Here is a 17,445-nt window from a genome sequence, read left to right on the forward strand (position 1 = left end):
CGGCTGTCAACCGCATCAACCAATATTTAAATACTGACTGTCATGCTGCCTCAGCACGACACCTGTTTCCATTCTCATTTTCTTTATCCGAAAAACAATTACGATTATTACTATGCGAAAAAACTTCAGATGTAAAGTTTATCTGTCGGGGCTCCTGTTATTGCTACTGAGCGCCACCCCATTGCTGGCACAGGTGACAACCGCTACCCTGAGCGGTATAGTGAAGGAACCCGGCGGCACGCCGGTTGCCGGAGCATCCGTTACCGTGGAACTAACGGATGCGGGTATACGACAACAACTGTCAACCAAAGGCGACGGCAGGTTCACCGTTCCCAACCTGCGCGTCGGAGGCCCTTACCGGGTTACCATCACCTATCTCGGTTACCAGGAATCGGTAACTGAAAACATCTTTCTGGAGCTGGGGCTGAACAATGCCATAGAGATCCGTCTGCAGGAAAAAACGGTGTCGTTGAACAGCGTTACTGTTTCCGGCAGATCTACCGTCTTCGACAATAAAAAGACCGGCGCTTCCGTCAATATCGGCAGCCGTATGCTGAAGGCGCTGCCTACTATCTCCCGTTCTGCAGATGATTACCTGCGCTTAACACCTTCTGCTTCCATTACCTATAACGGATTATCTTTTGCCGGCCGTAACGGGCAGTATAATAATTTCTCGCTGGATGGCGCCGTATTTAATAATCCGTTCGGGCTGGATGCGCCAACACCGGGCGGACAAACCAACTCCCAGCCTATTTCACTGGATGCGATAGATCAGATCCAGGTAAACATTGCCCCCTATGATGTAACGCAGGCAGGCTTTACCGGCGCAGGTGTCAACACCGTCACCAAATCGGGCAACAACAATATTTCCGGAACAGTGTACGGCTTCTACCGCAATCAGGCCATGAGCGGATCACGCGTAGCGGGTAATAAGCTGGTAGTACCCGACCTGCAGCAGCTGCAGGCAGGATTTTCGCTCGGTGGTCCTATTGTAAAAGACAAGCTCTTTTATTTTGTCAACTTCGAAACAGATCAGCGCAGCGATGAAGCCACCAGCTATGTGGCGCAGAACAGCTCCAATACCGGGCAGACCAACACCTCCCGCGTACTGGAATCAGATCTGCAGCAGGTGAGCCAGATACTGAAGTCCAGATTTGATTATGATACCGGTCCGTGGCAGAAATTTACGCTGAAGCAAAAAAGCTATAAGTGGCTGTTTAAGTTAGACTGGAACATCAATGCCGGCAACCGGCTTTCCTTTACCTATAACGGCATGGATGCCAGCAAGGAAAAGCCTGCGCATCCCAGCGCAATCGGCCGCCGTGGCCCGGACTTTACTACCCTGCAGTTCCGGAATTCAGGCTATGAGATGATCAACCGCCTCCACTCCTTCGGCGCTGAGCTGAAGTCTAATTTCGGCAGCAGTTACGCCAACAAGCTGCGGGTAGTATATACAACGTTCAGGGATAAACGAAATCCGTTCTCTGCACCCTTCCCGCCTGTTAACATAACCAAAAACGGCGTGCGTTACATCATTGCAGGCAACGAACCGTTTTCTATCAACAACAGGCTGAACCAGGATGCCCTGCAGGTGACCAACAACTTCAATATCTTCCTGAAAAAACATACGCTGACGGCCGGCGCGTCCTTCGAATCATTCAAATTCGGCAATTCGTTTAACCTGACAGGCTATGGCCCTACCCTCTTCAGTGAGGTGGACATCAACGACTTCCTCACCAAGGTACCTAACGGCGGAAATGTGGTATTCGGCTCCTATCCGCTGGATGTGGATGTAGCTTATGCCCGTAACCGCGCTGCTGCAGGAGAATGGACATGGTACTACCTGACCGTTGCGCAGCTGTCTGCCTACCTGCAGGACGAATGGCAGGTAAATGAAAAATTCCGGCTTACCTATGGCCTGCGTATGGATGTGCCTTTTTATTCCAACATGCGGTACACCACACCGGATGTTAATACAGACGGCACTTTCAAAGGAACGTTTACAGAAGGCAGGCCCACCGTTCCCAACAACGACAACCTGGTGCTGTTTGATCCTGACGGAAAGCCGCTTACCAATGGCGTGGGTAAAGACGTGGACAACACGCGGCTGCCTGCCCGGAAACCATTGCTGTCGCCCCGCGTGGGCTTCAACTGGGATGTGAAGGGAGATAAAACCCTGCAGCTGAGAGGTGGTACCGGCCTGTTCACCGGCCGCTTCCCGTTTGTATGGATAGGTAACCATATCGGCAATCCGTTCAGCAGCTTCTACAATGTGACAGACAGGAACTTCAAATGGCCGCAGGTCTGGAGATCCAACCTGGGTGCGGATGTGAAGATACCTTTCGGAACGGTGTTCACGGCTGATGTGTCCTATACCAAAGATGTCAACGCCATGATGGTACGCAACTACAAACTGGGTACACCTGCCGGCAAGCTGAATTCAGGCACCGGTGATCAGCGCTCCGTCTATCTCCCGGCCAACCAGGGCGCCAATAACGCCTACGTGTTCACCAATACCCGCGAAGGCTATCAGTTTAACCTTTCCCTGCAGGCGCAGCAGACCTTTAAAAACGGGCTGTATGCCATGCTGGGATACAATTACCTCATCGCCAAAGACGCCAGCTCCATTTCAGCAGAAATCTCCAGCGATGCCTTTGACCGTAACCCTATTCTCAACAACGCCAATGCAGCCGTACTGTCCAACTCCCTGTACGGTAACCGTCACCGTTTCATCGGCGTCATCTCTAAAAAGTGGAGCTACGGAAAAGATAAAATGCTGGGCACCACCGTATCGTTATTTGCTTCCGTCAACTCAGGCAATCGCTTTGCATATGTATATGGCGGAGACATCAACAACGACGGCACTTCTACCAACGATCTGCTCTATGTACCCACCGATGACGAAATAAATAAAATGCAGTTTGCCCCCCTGACAGATATTAACGGGCAGGTACAGGATGCGCCCGCACAAAGGCAGGCACTGATCCGGTTCATCAGTCAGGATAAATATCTGCGTTCAAGAAGAGGGCAATACACTGAAAAATACGCCGGGGAAAATCCATGGATGAGCCAGGTGGACATGCGTATCCTGCAGGATTTTGTGATAAAGGGAAAGAAGAAAAACCAGACAATACAGGTGAGTCTTGATATCATCAACCTGGGTAATATGCTGAACAGCAACTGGGGTGTGGTGAAGTATGCCACCACTTCCGGTTATACGCAGCCATTATCAGTTGCGTATAACAACAATGCGCCGGTATATCAGTTTGATCCTTCCCTGCAATCTACTTTTATCACCAGCCCCGACCTGCCGTCCAGATGGCAGATACAGGCCGGCTTACGCTACATTTTCTGATCGCCCGCCATATTTCACGACGGCGCTGCTACCTGCGGCGCCGTTTTTTTTATACCTGTACAGCGCAGGTCATTGCAGCAGCACTGCAATCACTTTCCCTATATTCACATAGCATTGTTATACCCGGGGCCACTATCCATATTATTTCACCTTTCATCACCCCTTTTATGAGCAAACAAATTTTATTCACCCTGCTGCTGACGGGCATACTCTTCTCCACTGCCTGCCGGAAAGATATTAAATCCGGTACTGCTGCCGATCAGGCAGACCCGCAGACAGCAACAGCCGGCGTTCATCCGTCTGCAGCACATCCGGACGAAGTACTTACTCCCGGCGGCTGGAGACCTGCCTCAAAAACAGGCAGCATCGGGAGCGGACAATACCTCGACGCCAGCAACGACAGACTGGTAAAACGCAGCACAACAGGTCGCGGAATTCTCAGCGACTACGGACCCGTAGAAAATAAAGCAGGTCATCTTCCTGATTATCCCACCAATGTAAACATTCCCAAAGACCGTGCACTTCCTTTGGGTTCCGGCTGGATTACCTATACTTACTGGACTAATCCTTCCGCCACCCCCATTTCCTATTTCAGTACCAGCTGGGTAGTGCCGCCTGCGCCCACTACCAATTCCGGTCAGACCATCTTCCTTTTCAACGGGCTGCAGAATGCATCCTATATTTTGCAGCCTGTGCTGCAATGGGGCGTATCAGCAGCCGGCGGCGGTAACTACTGGGCTATTGCCAACTGGTATGTTGACGGCGCCAATGGTACCGCCTTATACAGTAATCTGATCCGCGTAAATCCAGGCACCAGCCTGCAGGGCATTATGACGCTCACCGGCAGCAGCGGCACGAAGTACAGCTATACGTCCGCATTCGCCGGTTATCCTTCCATCACCCTAACAGTTAACAACGTCGCCAAACTTTACTGGGCAGCTGAGTCAATGGAAGCCTACAGCGTTGCTACCTGCAACAACTATCCCGCCACCGCCAAAACAAGGTTAAGCAACATCGAACTGAAAGTAGGCGGTGCACAGGCGCCCCTATCATGGACGGTAGCCAATCCTGTAACCGACTGCGGACAACATTCCACCGTTGTTACGCCGGGAACACCGGGCGGCATCGTAGACATTTATTACTAAGTTCTTTTTCATAACGGCAGATACCGGGTATACTGCAGCCGCCCTCTTTCCAGAGGCGGCTTTTTATTTTTACCGGTTACAGCTGTTCATTATTCAGAGAAATCATTTAAATTAGAGAGATGATACTTTCTACTTACTGACCCTTTCAACCCACTTATCTCAAAATCACAGTTATGAAAAAGATCACAACGAAAAAACTTAAACTCGGAAAAATTAAAATTTCCAATCTGCAGGAGACCCAAAACGTTGTAAAAGGCGGCTTACAATTTGCCACCGCCAATACCTGCTACTTCACCTGTACAACATCAGGCACGCTGATCTGCTGATGTATTCCAACAAAAAGATTATAAAGCCGCATATATCAACTGGTTTATGCGGCTTTCATTTTAATCCGGCCACTGAAGTGATATGATAACCCACCCTGTTTATTTTGCAGGGCAACCAACGTGAACGTCTGTACGCCAGTAACCCGACGATATATACAGTGAACCACCATCCGACTATCTGACGCGATACTGATAACCCGTGTAAAATTTATTCAACCATTATCTGTCCCATTCATCCCAGCCATTTCTTCACTTAAATAAAAACCATATGAAAAGTCGTCTATTGTTAGCCGTCGCCCTTTGCCTGAGCATCATGGGGTGTACTAAAAAAACACAGGATGCTCCTCCTTCTCCTTCTCAGGAAATTGTTCATCCGGTTGGTCTGAAAGGTCAGAACCAGATTGTGCCCGGTACCGATCAATACCGGCTGCTGGTGAAATTCAAGGCAACATCCATCACGGATGTAGAGAAAAATAAACCCGTTTTCTCCAATGCACGCGCCACCGCTGATGCCGGTACCTGGGGCAGGTCAGGTAACAATATCTGGTCTTACACCTATGAGCAGGCCATTCCCTTCAGCTCCCAGGACAAGGCAGCTATGAAACAGGGAAGAGTAGCCCCGCCGGAACCCGGACAATTCAACCGCTATGCTTTCCGCGGACTGCTCTACGTACGGGAAGCCGTTAACATGACACCTAAAGAAGTACTGGATCTCGCAAACGAATTTGAAAAACTGGACATGGTGGAATACGCCGCCATGGAACCGGTAACTCCTCCGCCACCACCGGCTACACCCGATTTTACTGCACAGCAGTATTATAAAAATGATGTAGACGGCAGCGGCGTAAATGTACGCGGCATCAATGCCGAATATGCCTGGTCTATCGGCGTTACAGGCGCCGGTATCAGGATAGCAGACATCGAATGGGGATACAATAAAAATCATGAAGACCTGGTAACTACTACCTGCCAGGAAATTTTACCTCCGCCGGACGATCAGTTCAAAGATCATGGTACTGCCGTTGCCGGCATCCTCATGGGTAAGAAAAATACCTTCGGCGTAACTGGTATGGTATACGGCGCTGATGCCTGCTACATCATCTCCGAACGCGTACTGGGAAGACCCGGTGGTATCGCGGAAGGACTGAAAAAACTGAGACGCGGCGATGTATTCCTGTATGAAATGCAGACCGGCGGCAACGGCGGCCAGTATGTACCTGCAGACTACAACCAGGCTGTATGGGATATCACCAAAACCGCTACCGACTCCGGTATCGTAGTAGTAGCTGCCGCAGGTAACGGTAACCAGAACCTCGACGATGCCTTCTATAATGCCTACAGGGCACGTGGTGATAACGGCGCTATCATCGTGGGCGCCGGTACTAAATCAGGCAGAAACAAAGCCAGCTTCTCCACCTATGGTACCCCCGTTCACCTGCAGGGCTGGGGCGACTGGACCGTAACCAGCACCGGCTACACCTCCCTGTACAATGGTGGTGCTAACGCTGGCTATACCAAAGATTTCTCCGGCACCTCTTCTGCCACCCCCATCGTGGCCTCTGCTGTTATCTCTGTACAGTCCTGGTACAAAGCCAGAACAGGCAAGGTACTCGCACCCAGAAAAATCAGATCTGTACTGATCAGCACCGGCACTGCCCAGGGCACCGGCGGACACATAGGACCACTGCCGAATATTAAAACAGCAATTGAGTGGCTGATAGCAAACCCGTAAAGAAGTAATTACGAATTACGAATTGCGAATTACGAATTACGAATGAGGAGCGAAGATGAAAGCGGATAAAGAATTTACTTCTTCGCTTTCATCTTCGCTCCTCATTCGTAATTCGCAATTCGTAATTCGTAATTGTTTACAAACTATAACGTATTCCTACCTGCATCTGCCACCTTGATCCCAGCGGATCTATCGAATATGGTTTTCCGGGATCCCTGAACTGATACAGCGGGTAGCCCTGTGCGCTGCGGCCGGGGATATATGGTTGCAGTCCTATGCTGGCAGTGGAGTTGTAGGTATTGGGAGAAAAATATACCCATCCCCATGTTTTGCTGAGCAGGTTGGTGAAGTTCATAATATCCACAGTGAGGGTGATAGTATGGCGGTCTTTCAGAGGTTTGCCGGTGAAGAGGTTCAGGTCCTGCGCAAAGTGCAGGTCAGCATTGATGTTCCAGGGAGTGCGGCCGGTATTGCGTTCTGTGAAATTGCCACGGCGGGAGCTGAGGTAGCTGTTGTCATCGATGAACTGGTCGAAGGCGTCAGCCTGTTGCCGGGCGGTGCTGATGATGGCGCCGTCTGCCGCATATTTTGTAGTGAAGAAATTGATTGTCTCCCCCCGGGAAGGAATATAGGCCAGTGATACCTGTTGCGGCGTATTCTGCGGCGTATAGTTCACGAAACCGTAGGTGAACGGGCTACCCGACTGCGCGGAGAAAAACAGGGAGATCACGCTGCGCCACCGTGCTGACCAGCTGCGTTCATAGCCTGTCATGGCAATAATACGGTGCCTGATGTCGAAGTTGGAATAAGCCAGGGCAGGATCGTTGGGGTTCAGCGCCTGGTTGAGCTGCCAGTTGGATTCCATGGAGTTGCGTATACCATTGGAAATATCCTTTGATTTACCGTAGGTGTAGGCGCTCATGAAATGAAAACCATTACTGAACTTTCTGCTGATTTTACTGGTAATGCTGTAGCGGAATCCTTTGGACGTATTGGTAAGCATATAGGCATTGGCCAGACGCGGATCAACACTGCCGTTGTATACGGGCTGTTTCCGCAGATGCTGCGCAGTATCATAGGCGTAATACGTAGGATTATCCTTCAGGTTGATCTGCATAAATTTCACATCCTGGATAGTTTTGGTAAAGATACCTTCCAGCGTATAGTTAAATCCGTGTGCATCTGTAAAATCCAGTGCCAGACTGCTTCTGAAAACAGATGGCATCTTAAAGTCATTATCAATAACGTCTACCTGTGTCTGCCCGGCGTTGGGATTATTAACTATGCGTCCCTGCTGGTATGCAAAGGCAGCGATGCCGTCATACGGGCTGCCGGCCGGCCGCAGCAGCGGATCGGTACCGGGTTGAAACGGATTCGGCGGAATACCGTTTGTCCGCAGATCGATGGAACCAAAGGTACTGCCGGTATTGTAATAGGCGTACCCCATCCATGCCAGCGGAATGCGGCCGGTGAATATACCCAGCCCTCCTCTCAGTACCAACGTCCGGCTTTCATTGAGATCCGCCCTGAAACCAATGCGGGGCGATAGTTGCGGCTGGGATAAATAGCGCTGGTTATACTGGCTCAACGGCGTATAGGCGTAGGTGTTACCAAAGTACTGATCGTGAAAAGCGTCTGCGCTGCGGCTGCTCAGCGGCGCCTTGTCAGGAATATGCACCCAGTCGATACGCAGGCCGGGGGTAACTTTAAAACGGGGTGACACCCTGATTTCATCCTGCAAGTAACCACTCATGAAATTAACACGGAACTTCGCCGCCGGATGATGGTACAGGTATTCCCGGCTGTTGTTGAAATAGTTGAAATTGCCCTGGACCCGCTGCGGGTTGTTGGACAGAAAATCTTCTATGCTCTGATAGGTTACCCTTCCGTTCCAACTGTTAACAAAACCATAGCTGATGTTATAAAACTCGTTATGCGTACCTATTGTCAGCGTATGCCTGCCCATTCTTACCGTCAGGTTATCCGTCAGCTCAAATGTCCGTTGTTTTAAATTGAAAACAGCCGCCTCCCTGTCTGTACCAAAGAAAATGGTGGATCCTGGCGTGCGGCCAACAATCTGCACCTGCGGAAAATCCGTTCTGGCGGAAGGTTCCCGGTAATCGCGGATAGTAGTATATCCCAGCAGGAGGTTATTGGACATACGGTTGCTGATCCTTGATTTCAGATCAATAACGGTAGATGATTGTGTATTGACCTGCCGGAAACCGATACTGGAAAAGCGGAAGTTAAACTGGTCCCTTTCCATATGCAACGCTTCTGAAAATACGGTGTTGTTGCGGATGGCCAGCTGGTGCTGCTCATTGATATTCCAGTCCAGGCGGTTAAATAATTTCCGGGAGCGCGCGTAGGTGTTATACAGCTGATGTTCTCCGGGATTAAAGTTATACCGGCTTTCCGCATGTTGTGTAATCTTATCTGCATCTTCCCGGCTGAGAATATTGGCGGAGCCGGGACTTCCGGCTACCTGCTGTACAGGTTCCTGCCTGTCGGTAATTTCTTCATTGGTGAAGAAAAATAATTTATTCTTTATAACAGGAAAGCCTATACGAGCACCTGTCTGCATATCGTGGAAAGAAGCCGGCAGGGCTTTACTGCTTTCAGTACCTGTTCTGTCAGGACCTGTCAGCGAGGCATTCCGGCCGTAGGCATATATGGAAGCATGTATTTCGTTGGTGCCTGACCGTGTTACTGCGTTGATACTGCCACCAGTGAAATTACCGATTTTAATATCAAAGGGAGACAGATATACCTGCATTTCACCGATAGCATCCAGGGATATGGGGTTTGTTCTGGTGGAACTACCGGGCATATTGGAGCTGCCGGTTTGCCCGCCCAGGGAAGGGCTGAAGCCGATAGCATCGTTATTGACAGCACCGTCCAGGGTAACATTGTTATAGCGGAAGTTGGTGCCTGCAAAGCTGTTATCTTTTGTGGCCTGTGGTACTATCCTGGTGATGTCTGTCAGGCTGCGGGAAATAGTGGGCATATCCTGTACGGTACGGCGGCTGATCTGTTCACCGGAGCCTGCTGGCATGGCGGGTTTACCGGCAGCAGCCGTGATAGTGATACCGGTCAGCGCCACCGTAGCTTCCTGTAATGTTATAGTGATAACCTGTGCATCTCCCAGTGAAATTTTAGCAATAAGCGTATCTGCCTTTTTCATCCCCACATGCGATACCTCCAGGTGATAAGGCCCTCCCGGCTTCAGGTTGCTGAAGTAAAAATGTCCGTCTTTCAGGGAAGTCAGGTGATAACGGGTGGAAGAAGGTATATGCGTCAGCGTTATGGCGGCAGCCTCCAGTCCTTTTTTACCGGAGCCGGTAACCCATCCTTCCAGGGCTCCGCCTGTTTCCTGCGCCTGCAGGTCCGCCGGGAATAATGACAGTATAAATACCAGGAACAGCAGGTAGGCTTTATCCCCGGATAAAAATTTATTTTTCATGATACAGTGCATATTAAAAATCATGGTAAAACAACCTGGTCAGTCATATGAGCAACACCATTGCTGCCTTTGATATTAGCCCTGGTTATTCTGGGATAGATAATGTTGCTGCCGGCCCTCAGTATATCTGATCCCGGCTGCATGGTTCCGGCTCCCAGGTAATCGCAGACAAAAAAGTATCCCCTCGATATCTGCATTCTCAGTATATTCTTTATCTGCTGTTCTGTGGCCTGCTGTATATCATCCACATCATTATACCCCAGTTTGCGGAATGCATCGTTGTCAGGGCATAATACCGTTGAAGTGGTCCAGACGCCTGGCAGGCCGGTATCCAATATCTCCCGGTAATTCAGTTGTACGGCAGGCTGGCCGGGCAGCGGAACGGATCTTTCGATAGCTGCTTTCAGCATGGTCAGCTGCGGGTTGTCGCGGATAAATTCCCAAAGTGTAGACGATATCGGGAATGCAATGGCATTCATTTTATGCACGATACCATCTCCCAGGTCTGTAGCATTTTCCGTGATATGGCCATTGAGAAATAGACCGTAGTAGTTGCGTATCAGCATGGGTTTATAAATAGTATCCAGGCATACTGCGCTGATCCTGTAAAACCCTGACAAGGTACTGTTGCCCAGTCTGCCGCTCAATACATGCGCATAAACAATCTTTCTCAGCGAATCCTTATCAAATCGCTGCACCGTCTGTATATCCAGTCCGGCGGCGGCAAATGCAGCATTGGTGGGTGCAAAGAAACTGAAAGGCCCGCGCTTCAGGTAAGCCGTATCAGCAGCCAGGCCAGTACGCTGCAGTGCCGCGTTGAAGCACGACAGCTGCGGATCAGCAGCGATATAATCCAGGCAGGTCTGCCGGGGCATATTCACTTCCCTGTTCAGCTCTTCCCGCGAACAGGCAAACAATAGCAGCGCCATGATGGTCCAGCCGGTATAATGTATTATTCTAAACATAAAGACTTGTTTTGTGGGAATTACGGAAGAAGAATATTATCGATGTGATGCACCACTCCGTTACCAGCCGGGCAATTGGCCAGATTAAAATATTCAAATCTGTAAATCCTGGCTGCCTGGCCGTTATTCTTCCCGGTAAAGGTGGTAGCATTATACTGCTGCGGATTACCTCCTGTTACTACCGGCTCTCCGTTCAGCATGATGAGCGCATGTTGGGCAGCGGTATCTGTGCGGCGGTGAATACGGTCCAGGAAATGAATTTCTTTAAGGATATGATATTGCACGATGGCTGCCAGTGCAGCTTTATCAGTTGCCAGGATACCATCCGGGGATGTCAGGTTGATGGCCGGGCCAATCATTCCTTTCGCACGCATGGCCGCGTTAACGGGCGCCAGTATTGTATATTCCGACTGTTGCAGCAGGGGCATCAGCCCGCTGTGCTGTACTGCCAGCGCAAAAAGGGTCAGGGTAGTATCGCCGGTAAGCAGCTGGGGCAAGTGTCTGAACCGGGCAGGCTGTACAACCTGCCTGGTGACCTGCAGGCTGCCATTACCGGTTTTTACATCTGTATCTGTTACCTGGCTGCCATTGATGGTCGTAATGGTATCATTGCCTTCCAGGTAACGGCTCACATATACATTATTTCCACTGGCGGACATCAGCGGCTGATTATCTCCCAGCGGCATTTTCCGTATGAGGTGATTGCCTGGCAGTATAGCATTGGCTGCCAGCTCCCTGAACCAGTTATTTTCGTAGGAAAGTTGAGGTATGTCTGCTGCCGCAATCTGTTTGAAAGCCTCATTATCTGCCGCCAGCACGGTATACAGCTCTTGTCCCTTCAACAGTTTTGCCTGTCCGCTGAACTGAAACAGCTTATTGCATACAGTAAAATTGAAGTTATCTTCCAGCATATAACCGGTCCGGCTTCTGTCTGTTTCTTCCTGCGGGGCTATTTCGTTGTTCCTGCTGCAGGCGGATAACAGCAGCAGTATCATACCCGCTGCCGGCAGAAAGTGGTATACCAACCGGGATAGTTTCCGATGTATCATAAACGCATCACTTAATTGAAAGGGTAAAACAGTTTATCTACTTTATAAATCACACCGTTATCGACGTTGAAGTTATTCACCGGTTTCAGCGGGTTGTCATCTTTAGGGATAATGATTTTATCGCCGTTACTGCGCCATTGCATATAGGCAACACCGTTAGCAGCGCTGAACTGCAGGTCAAACGGATACCTGATGTAGGCGCTGCCGCTCTGCCCCTCTACTCTTGTCATTCTGTTGAAGATCCCGTTATTGACGGTTCCTTTCACCAGGTCGCTGTACAGAATACGTATAGGATACCGTGCAGCATCCCCGTTGCCGCTTACCAGGATGTTACGGGCGAGCAGCGTATCCAGGGAGGAAAACCTAAACGTAATCATCACCTCTGTATAATCTTCATTGGCCCATCCGGTTACGCCGAAAGGGTAACGGTATGCCAGTGCGCGCAAGTCTTCCAGGGAATGGAATCCCGCATCATGAAATGCTTTATTGGTAGGCGCAAATACGGCGGGCGTACTCCTGGGATTCACTGTACCGTTATCCGGATTGGTTTTGCGTTCTGACAGCAACGGATAATCCAATGGCGGCGTAAGTATGGAGCCAAAGACAGTTCCCTCAAAATAGACGTCTGTTTGTTTGATACTATCCAGCAGCAGTACGGCATCCCGGTACATGCTCAGCTCAGGGTCGTTTTCAATGACCTCCCACATGGTCCGGCTTTCATCTACCGGCGCGAAGTTGACGACGCTGCCGATAGGATAAATAAACCCGTTGGCACATGCCAGCGGCCGTATTTTTCCGCCAACGGCGCAGCTGTTGAGATACAGCTGATCGGACTGCTGAATGGAAAGCCATGATTTTTTTACATAGAACTGCTGTTGCGGTATCAGCACGGTATCTTCCCGCAGCGTGGGAACAAAGGAGGTGAGCAGCAGCCCGCGCAGGGAATAATCATCGTAGGCGCCTGCCAGCATATGATAGCCCACCAGTTTGCGCAGCGAATCAGGCGTCAGCTGCCGGATTTTTTCCGCATTCAGTCCGGCAGCCTGCATGGCAGTATTACCCGGCGCAAAGACCGTGTATACATCGTTACCGGCCAGCAGACTGCTATATCCTGCTTTATCTATTGCCTGGTAAAACAAGCTCAGTGTATCCATTGACGTTATAGCCTGTTTCAGGCTGGCCTGGTTATATTCCGGCATGGGAGCAGACAGCAGCGGTGAGTCGGATGATTTGATACACCCCGCTGCCAGCACCATAGCTGCCAGGCAAACTGTTATGGCTTTTATATTTATGTTCAGTTTAAAGTACATACCCTGTTTGTATTGAGATTATTTAATCCGCGTGCTGTCAGGTATTACCGGCAGCTGATCCACCTGGTGCACGATACCGTTGACCGCGAGTGCTCCCGGCCTGCTGAAGGGAACAGGAAACCATTTACCGAAGAAGATATCCCGCATACTATATTCAGGGTCGCGGTAATTGGTCGGCACAACCTTGAATTCTGCCTCGGTAACGGATACTACATTCCTCACCAGGTACAGTGACTCTTCCTGCAGAAAAGGGCCTGCTACCGGCGCCATTTTGAGATCCTGCAGAAAGAAGAAAGCGGGGCTGATGATATAGGCGCCAAACACCAGTTTTCTGAAGGCCGCCGGGTCCATCTGTTCCACGGCATCTGCGTTCCAGTTATGCAGCGCAAAAGCCTCATCTGTCGGTGCAATGATGACCACCGGTTTTTTTGTTTTCAGGCCGTCCCAGAGGCCGAACTTTTTCAGCCCTGCAATCAGGCACCTGTAAGTACCCTGCTGTACCAGGAGGTCCTGCACAGAGGCTGCAGGTACGGTAAGCGGATTGTTCAGCGCATGAATGATACCATTGGCTGCCTGGATATTTTTCCTGATGACGGTGATACCATTCACGTACAGGTTGGTGTCTGCAGAAGTGGTGGAGGTGAAAAGCCGGTCGTTAGAAAGGGTGTTCCAGGAGAAGCCGATCGCCTGTGGAATGGCTGCACTGCCGGTTTTCCCCGGAAGTATATGATACAGTACCATCCTGCGTAAATCGGCAGCCGGTATTTTCCGGAGGCTGTCTCTTGATATGCCGGAACGGGCAAAAGCGCCGTTATCGGGCACCATCAGCGTATAGCCGGCTGCGTTATTATCCAGCAGCGAATCCGTGCCTGTCTGCATCATCACTTCATAGAACATACTGAACGAAAAATTACTTTTCATCAGGCTTCTCAGGCTGGCAGCAGTACTATCCGGAGCCGTCTGCATCGCTTCTTTCTTGATACATCCTGCCATGACACATACTAATGCACACAGCAGGTATTTGTTATATTCCCGCATCATTCAGATTTAGTTAGTGAGGAATTTCATTGAATCCGCGTTGCACCTGCATCATGTAAATCCTGTCGTAAATAATTTCCATGATGTTAACGGTGGCGGATATATGATATTTATTGCCGGAGCTGGTAATCAGGTTAAGCACGGGTGCAACATTGATCTCCGTCTGCCTGTCGGTGAGGAAGCTGCTGTACCTGTAGATGTTATATACAGACGGATCGGCGGAATACTGCACCGGAGGCATTTTAAATCCGGGCCTGTCAGCATCTTCAAAATAGAACTCGGCATGTGGCAGGGTAACCAGGCCAGTGTATCTCAGATCTACCCGGCTATACGAACGCAGGGTATCTTTTTCAAAGAAGGACGCTCTTGGCAACAGCGGTAGTGTCAGGTAACTGATGCCTGTATTCATTTTTTCTGTCAGCGTGGTATAGTAGTTATTGTTATATCCTGCCATGGGCACGGGCAGGGTGCCTTGCAGCTCCTGCTGCTTGTAGCTGTAGCTGATGCGGATCTTCTGCGGAAATGCAGCCTCCATACCCATTTGCATCTGCCGGGTGGGCGCGCCGGAGAGGTTCAGAAAGCCTACATAAATTTTCTTATCATCAAACTGCTGATGTGTGAATTGTTCATTGCGGACATACAGGCCGTACTGATTTTTCTCCAGGTCGCGGCAGAGTATCTGCATGGTATATACTTCTCCCTGGCTGAAATCCACGACCGTATCTATCAGCACCTGGCTTCTTATTTCCTTTGACAGCTCAGGAAAGGCAATACTGTTTTTAGGTCTGCTGACGAAAACAATGCGGTGCTTACCGGAAGTGATCTGTGCCCATGCAGAGAGGTCAAAACCGTTGATAACAGCCGCTGTGAGTACTTTCGCATTACCGGGATATTCGTAATTCAGCGGTGTGGTGCTGTAAATCCTTCTGCCGAATTTATCTATCACATACTGTCCTTCTGAGCTGTTGCCGGAATTCAGTGGCACGGAAGCGCTGTACAGCTGCCGCGTGGTCAGGAAATCACCCATTACCGCCGCTTTCAGCGGTATGCCCGCCGCATCGGTTTCCGGGTCCATCAGGAAGGTAAAGAAAGAGGCGACGGCAGTACCCTGTAAAGCATCCGGCATTACAGCCACTGAATTGAATACCCGCAGGTAGGCGGGGGTTTCCACGGGATCGCGCTCTGCATATTTATAGCAGCTGCCCAGCAATAAAACCAGCGGCAGTATAGCGGTCAGCCAGGTAATTCTATGTCTCATAAATATTTTTATTTATTGTGTTTGATAGCTATGATACGGGGTGCAGCACCTGCTTCTCCCCCCACCAGTGCCAGCGTATAAATACCGTTTTCTGCCGGTGGTGTGGTAATGGTGGCGGCATACATGCTATTGTTGGCGATGAATGTTTTACGGCAGGTCAGCGGTGTTACCGTTGTCAGCAGCGTACCCGGCGACTGCCCGCCGGCGGTATTGTTCACCCATATTTTTTCAGGAAAATACAGCAGGTCATCATTGGAACCGAAGGTATCGGGCCTGCCCTCTTCCGTATACTTTGATATGTTATTCAGCCGGTAGATGACAGCCGGATTTCTTTCGGGAAGAATACCGGGTCTGAGATGCCGGTAGGCAGACGCAAAGCGCAGGGTATCCGGATAAACAAATTCCGGCAGGAAGAGCTGTCCGTTATTGGTGAAGGTAATTTCCGGCTGTTCGTTGCATAAATTCAGGAACCGGCTTTGCCACGCATAGGTGAAGCGCAGCCGGCGGCGCTCTCCGTCTGTACCGTCGTCAGGCCCCTGTATATTCGTATTGCCTCCTGTTCTGTAAATCGTGTGGGTCATATCATTGGAAGTGAACAGCAGCTTTACACTTCCCCCCTTTTCCCGATATGCCCAGATAGTATAGTTATCATAAGGAAACAGCTGCATAGATACCGCTGCCAGCGTATTGCCCTTTTCATCCAGCGCTTCAGCGGTATGGCTTCCCTGCACAATGGTATGGTAGTCTGCGGCTATTGCCTTCTCCCGGAAAATATCTCCGATATAGCCCAGCGGGCCTTCTCCCAGCGGCCTTCCATCTACCCTCACCGTTATATTTTTTCCGGGGATGGCATTCACGGCATGCACACGGGCATAGGTAAGGTTAATACCGGCATCCAGGTCCGTAATCAGCTGATAGGCATTGGCATACTTTGATTCATTAAAGGAAGTGCCGCCGCAGACAGAAGAAAACAAAAACATGCGGTTAACGACCATAATGGTATACACACCACCAGGCTTGAATGTTACCACCGGTGGCATAAAACCCGCCTGCGGCAACCGGCCCGGCTGACAGCTGTTGAAGGCCGGTTGCATATCGCCGGTTACCAGCTGCCGGCTGTAATCGCCGCCGGCAAACAATTTGAACTGATATGCGCCATAGGGTATTTCTGCATATGGGGAGGAGGTACCGGCAGCGATATTGTTCAATACCGGATCTACGGCGGTACCATCGGCATAGGTGAGCGATACCGGACCAGCAGTATTGAAGTCATCCTGTGTTGCACCCAGGTTCACGATGCGGATTTTAAAATGCTGCGGATCCGCCGGCGGTGTATTGTTACGCGGAAAACAGACTATCTTTCCTGCTGGCAGCAGGTATACATCCGCCGGACGCGCCGGATCATTCCTCAGCACTGTATCCCGGAAGGTAATACCGGTACCGGGATCGCCGGCAGACAACCGGGCATCGCCAGACTGATCCAGCACCAGTGAAGGAATAGAAAAAGATGTTCCGTTCTTCCACATCCCGTCCGGAAAAAGCTGTTTACCGATAACGGAGATACCTGGTTCCTCAAGCGGAGAAGTACGCTGCATGGCCAGTACCGTATTGTTTACCGTCACATTCAGCGTACGCTGGCTGACATTGAACAAACGGATGTTGGAGCTGCTGATGGTCAGCAGGTTGTCTTCCGGTATACCGGCAGCTACCTTGGGCTTTGTGCAGGCAGCAGTGAATGCCAGCATCAGTATATATAACAGTGGTAATAAGCGATGTTGCAGAGAACAATACATGACACGCTGTT

11 protein-coding genes are annotated in these 17,445 nt (G+C 50.3%); 4 read left to right on the forward strand and 7 right to left on the reverse strand.

All coding sequences use genetic code 11. The features are described 5' to 3' along the window. Positions 1-112: 112 nt before the first annotated feature. The 4 genes from GWG06_RS18170 to GWG06_RS18185 all read left to right on the forward strand — a co-directional run bounded on the left by GWG06_RS18170 (position 113) and on the right by GWG06_RS18185 (position 6,558). Positions 113-3,355, forward strand: coding sequence for a TonB-dependent receptor (locus tag GWG06_RS18170; RefSeq protein ID WP_160714909.1), 3,243 nt, complete (start codon positions 113-115; stop codon positions 3,353-3,355). Positions 3,356-3,522: 167 nt separating this feature from the next. Further along, the gene (locus GWG06_RS18175) at positions 3,523-4,500 is read left to right on the forward strand and encodes a hypothetical protein (RefSeq protein WP_160714911.1); all 978 of its coding nucleotides are present in this window, start codon (positions 3,523-3,525) and stop codon (positions 4,498-4,500) included. Positions 4,501-4,673: 173 nt separating this feature from the next. Further along, positions 4,674-4,826 (forward strand): hypothetical protein, encoded by a 153-nt coding sequence (locus GWG06_RS18180; RefSeq protein ID WP_158631486.1) that lies wholly within the window; start codon positions 4,674-4,676, stop codon positions 4,824-4,826. Between the two features lie 268 nt (positions 4,827-5,094). Beyond that, entirely contained in the window at positions 5,095-6,558 is a 1,464-nt protein-coding gene (locus tag GWG06_RS18185) for a S8 family serine peptidase (protein WP_160714913.1), read from the forward strand. A gap of 136 nt (positions 6,559-6,694) precedes the next feature. Here GWG06_RS18185 and GWG06_RS18190 read toward each other — a convergent pair whose 3' ends face one another. Genes GWG06_RS18190 through GWG06_RS18220 form a run of 7 tightly spaced genes read right to left on the reverse strand, consistent with a single transcriptional unit; the run spans position 6,695 to position 17,434 of the window. Beyond that, positions 6,695-10,021 carry a TonB-dependent receptor gene (locus tag GWG06_RS18190; RefSeq protein WP_160714915.1) on the reverse strand — a complete coding sequence of 1,109 codons (3,327 nt, stop codon included), beginning with the start codon at positions 10,019-10,021 and terminating at the stop codon, positions 6,695-6,697. A gap of 20 nt (positions 10,022-10,041) precedes the next feature. After that, positions 10,042-10,986 carry a fasciclin domain-containing protein gene (locus GWG06_RS18195; protein WP_160714917.1) on the reverse strand — a complete coding sequence of 315 codons (945 nt, stop codon included), beginning with the start codon at positions 10,984-10,986 and terminating at the stop codon, positions 10,042-10,044. A 20-nt stretch (positions 10,987-11,006) separates the two neighbouring features. Further along, complete coding sequence (locus tag GWG06_RS18200; RefSeq protein WP_160714919.1) at positions 11,007-12,035, reverse strand: fasciclin domain-containing protein; 1,029 nt, start codon at positions 12,033-12,035, stop codon at positions 11,007-11,009. A gap of 11 nt (positions 12,036-12,046) precedes the next feature. Continuing rightward, entirely contained in the window at positions 12,047-13,345 is a 1,299-nt protein-coding gene (locus GWG06_RS18205; RefSeq protein WP_160714921.1) for a fasciclin domain-containing protein, read from the reverse strand. Positions 13,346-13,363: 18 nt separating this feature from the next. Beyond that, positions 13,364-14,386 carry a fasciclin domain-containing protein gene (locus GWG06_RS18210; protein WP_160714923.1) on the reverse strand — a complete coding sequence of 341 codons (1,023 nt, stop codon included), beginning with the start codon at positions 14,384-14,386 and terminating at the stop codon, positions 13,364-13,366. 10 nt (positions 14,387-14,396) lie between these two features. Beyond that, on the reverse strand, positions 14,397-15,641 hold the full coding sequence (locus GWG06_RS18215; RefSeq protein WP_160714925.1) for a hypothetical protein: 1,245 nt from the start codon (positions 15,639-15,641) through the stop codon (positions 14,397-14,399). Positions 15,642-15,649: 8 nt separating this feature from the next. Then, on the reverse strand, positions 15,650-17,434 hold the full coding sequence (locus GWG06_RS18220; protein WP_160714927.1) for a DUF4397 domain-containing protein: 1,785 nt from the start codon (positions 17,432-17,434) through the stop codon (positions 15,650-15,652). Between the last annotated feature and the right edge of the window lie 11 nt (positions 17,435-17,445).

Origin of the sequence: Chitinophaga solisilvae (assembly GCF_009928525.1) — a bacterium.
Lineage (GTDB): Bacteria > Bacteroidota > Bacteroidia > Chitinophagales > Chitinophagaceae > Chitinophaga > Chitinophaga solisilvae.

Coding starts and splice junctions, on each gene's coding strand:
- GWG06_RS18200 (WP_160714919.1), bottom strand. CDS start 12,035: ATGATACATCGGAAACTATCCCGGTTGGTATACCACTTTCTGCCGGCA.
- GWG06_RS18195 (WP_160714917.1), bottom strand. CDS start 10,986: ATGTTTAGAATAATACATTATACCGGCTGGACCATCATGGCGCTGCTA.
- GWG06_RS18215 (WP_160714925.1), bottom strand. CDS start 15,641: ATGAGACATAGAATTACCTGGCTGACCGCTATACTGCCGCTGGTTTTA.
- GWG06_RS18180 (WP_158631486.1), top strand. CDS start 4,674: ATGAAAAAGATCACAACGAAAAAACTTAAACTCGGAAAAATTAAAATT.
- GWG06_RS18220 (WP_160714927.1), bottom strand. CDS start 17,434: ATGTATTGTTCTCTGCAACATCGCTTATTACCACTGTTATATATACTG.
- GWG06_RS18170 (WP_160714909.1), top strand. CDS start 113: ATGCGAAAAAACTTCAGATGTAAAGTTTATCTGTCGGGGCTCCTGTTA.
- GWG06_RS18175 (WP_160714911.1), top strand. CDS start 3,523: ATGAGCAAACAAATTTTATTCACCCTGCTGCTGACGGGCATACTCTTC.
- GWG06_RS18205 (WP_160714921.1), bottom strand. CDS start 13,345: ATGTACTTTAAACTGAACATAAATATAAAAGCCATAACAGTTTGCCTG.
- GWG06_RS18190 (WP_160714915.1), bottom strand. CDS start 10,021: ATGAAAAATAAATTTTTATCCGGGGATAAAGCCTACCTGCTGTTCCTG.
- GWG06_RS18185 (WP_160714913.1), top strand. CDS start 5,095: ATGAAAAGTCGTCTATTGTTAGCCGTCGCCCTTTGCCTGAGCATCATG.
- GWG06_RS18210 (WP_160714923.1), bottom strand. CDS start 14,386: ATGATGCGGGAATATAACAAATACCTGCTGTGTGCATTAGTATGTGTC.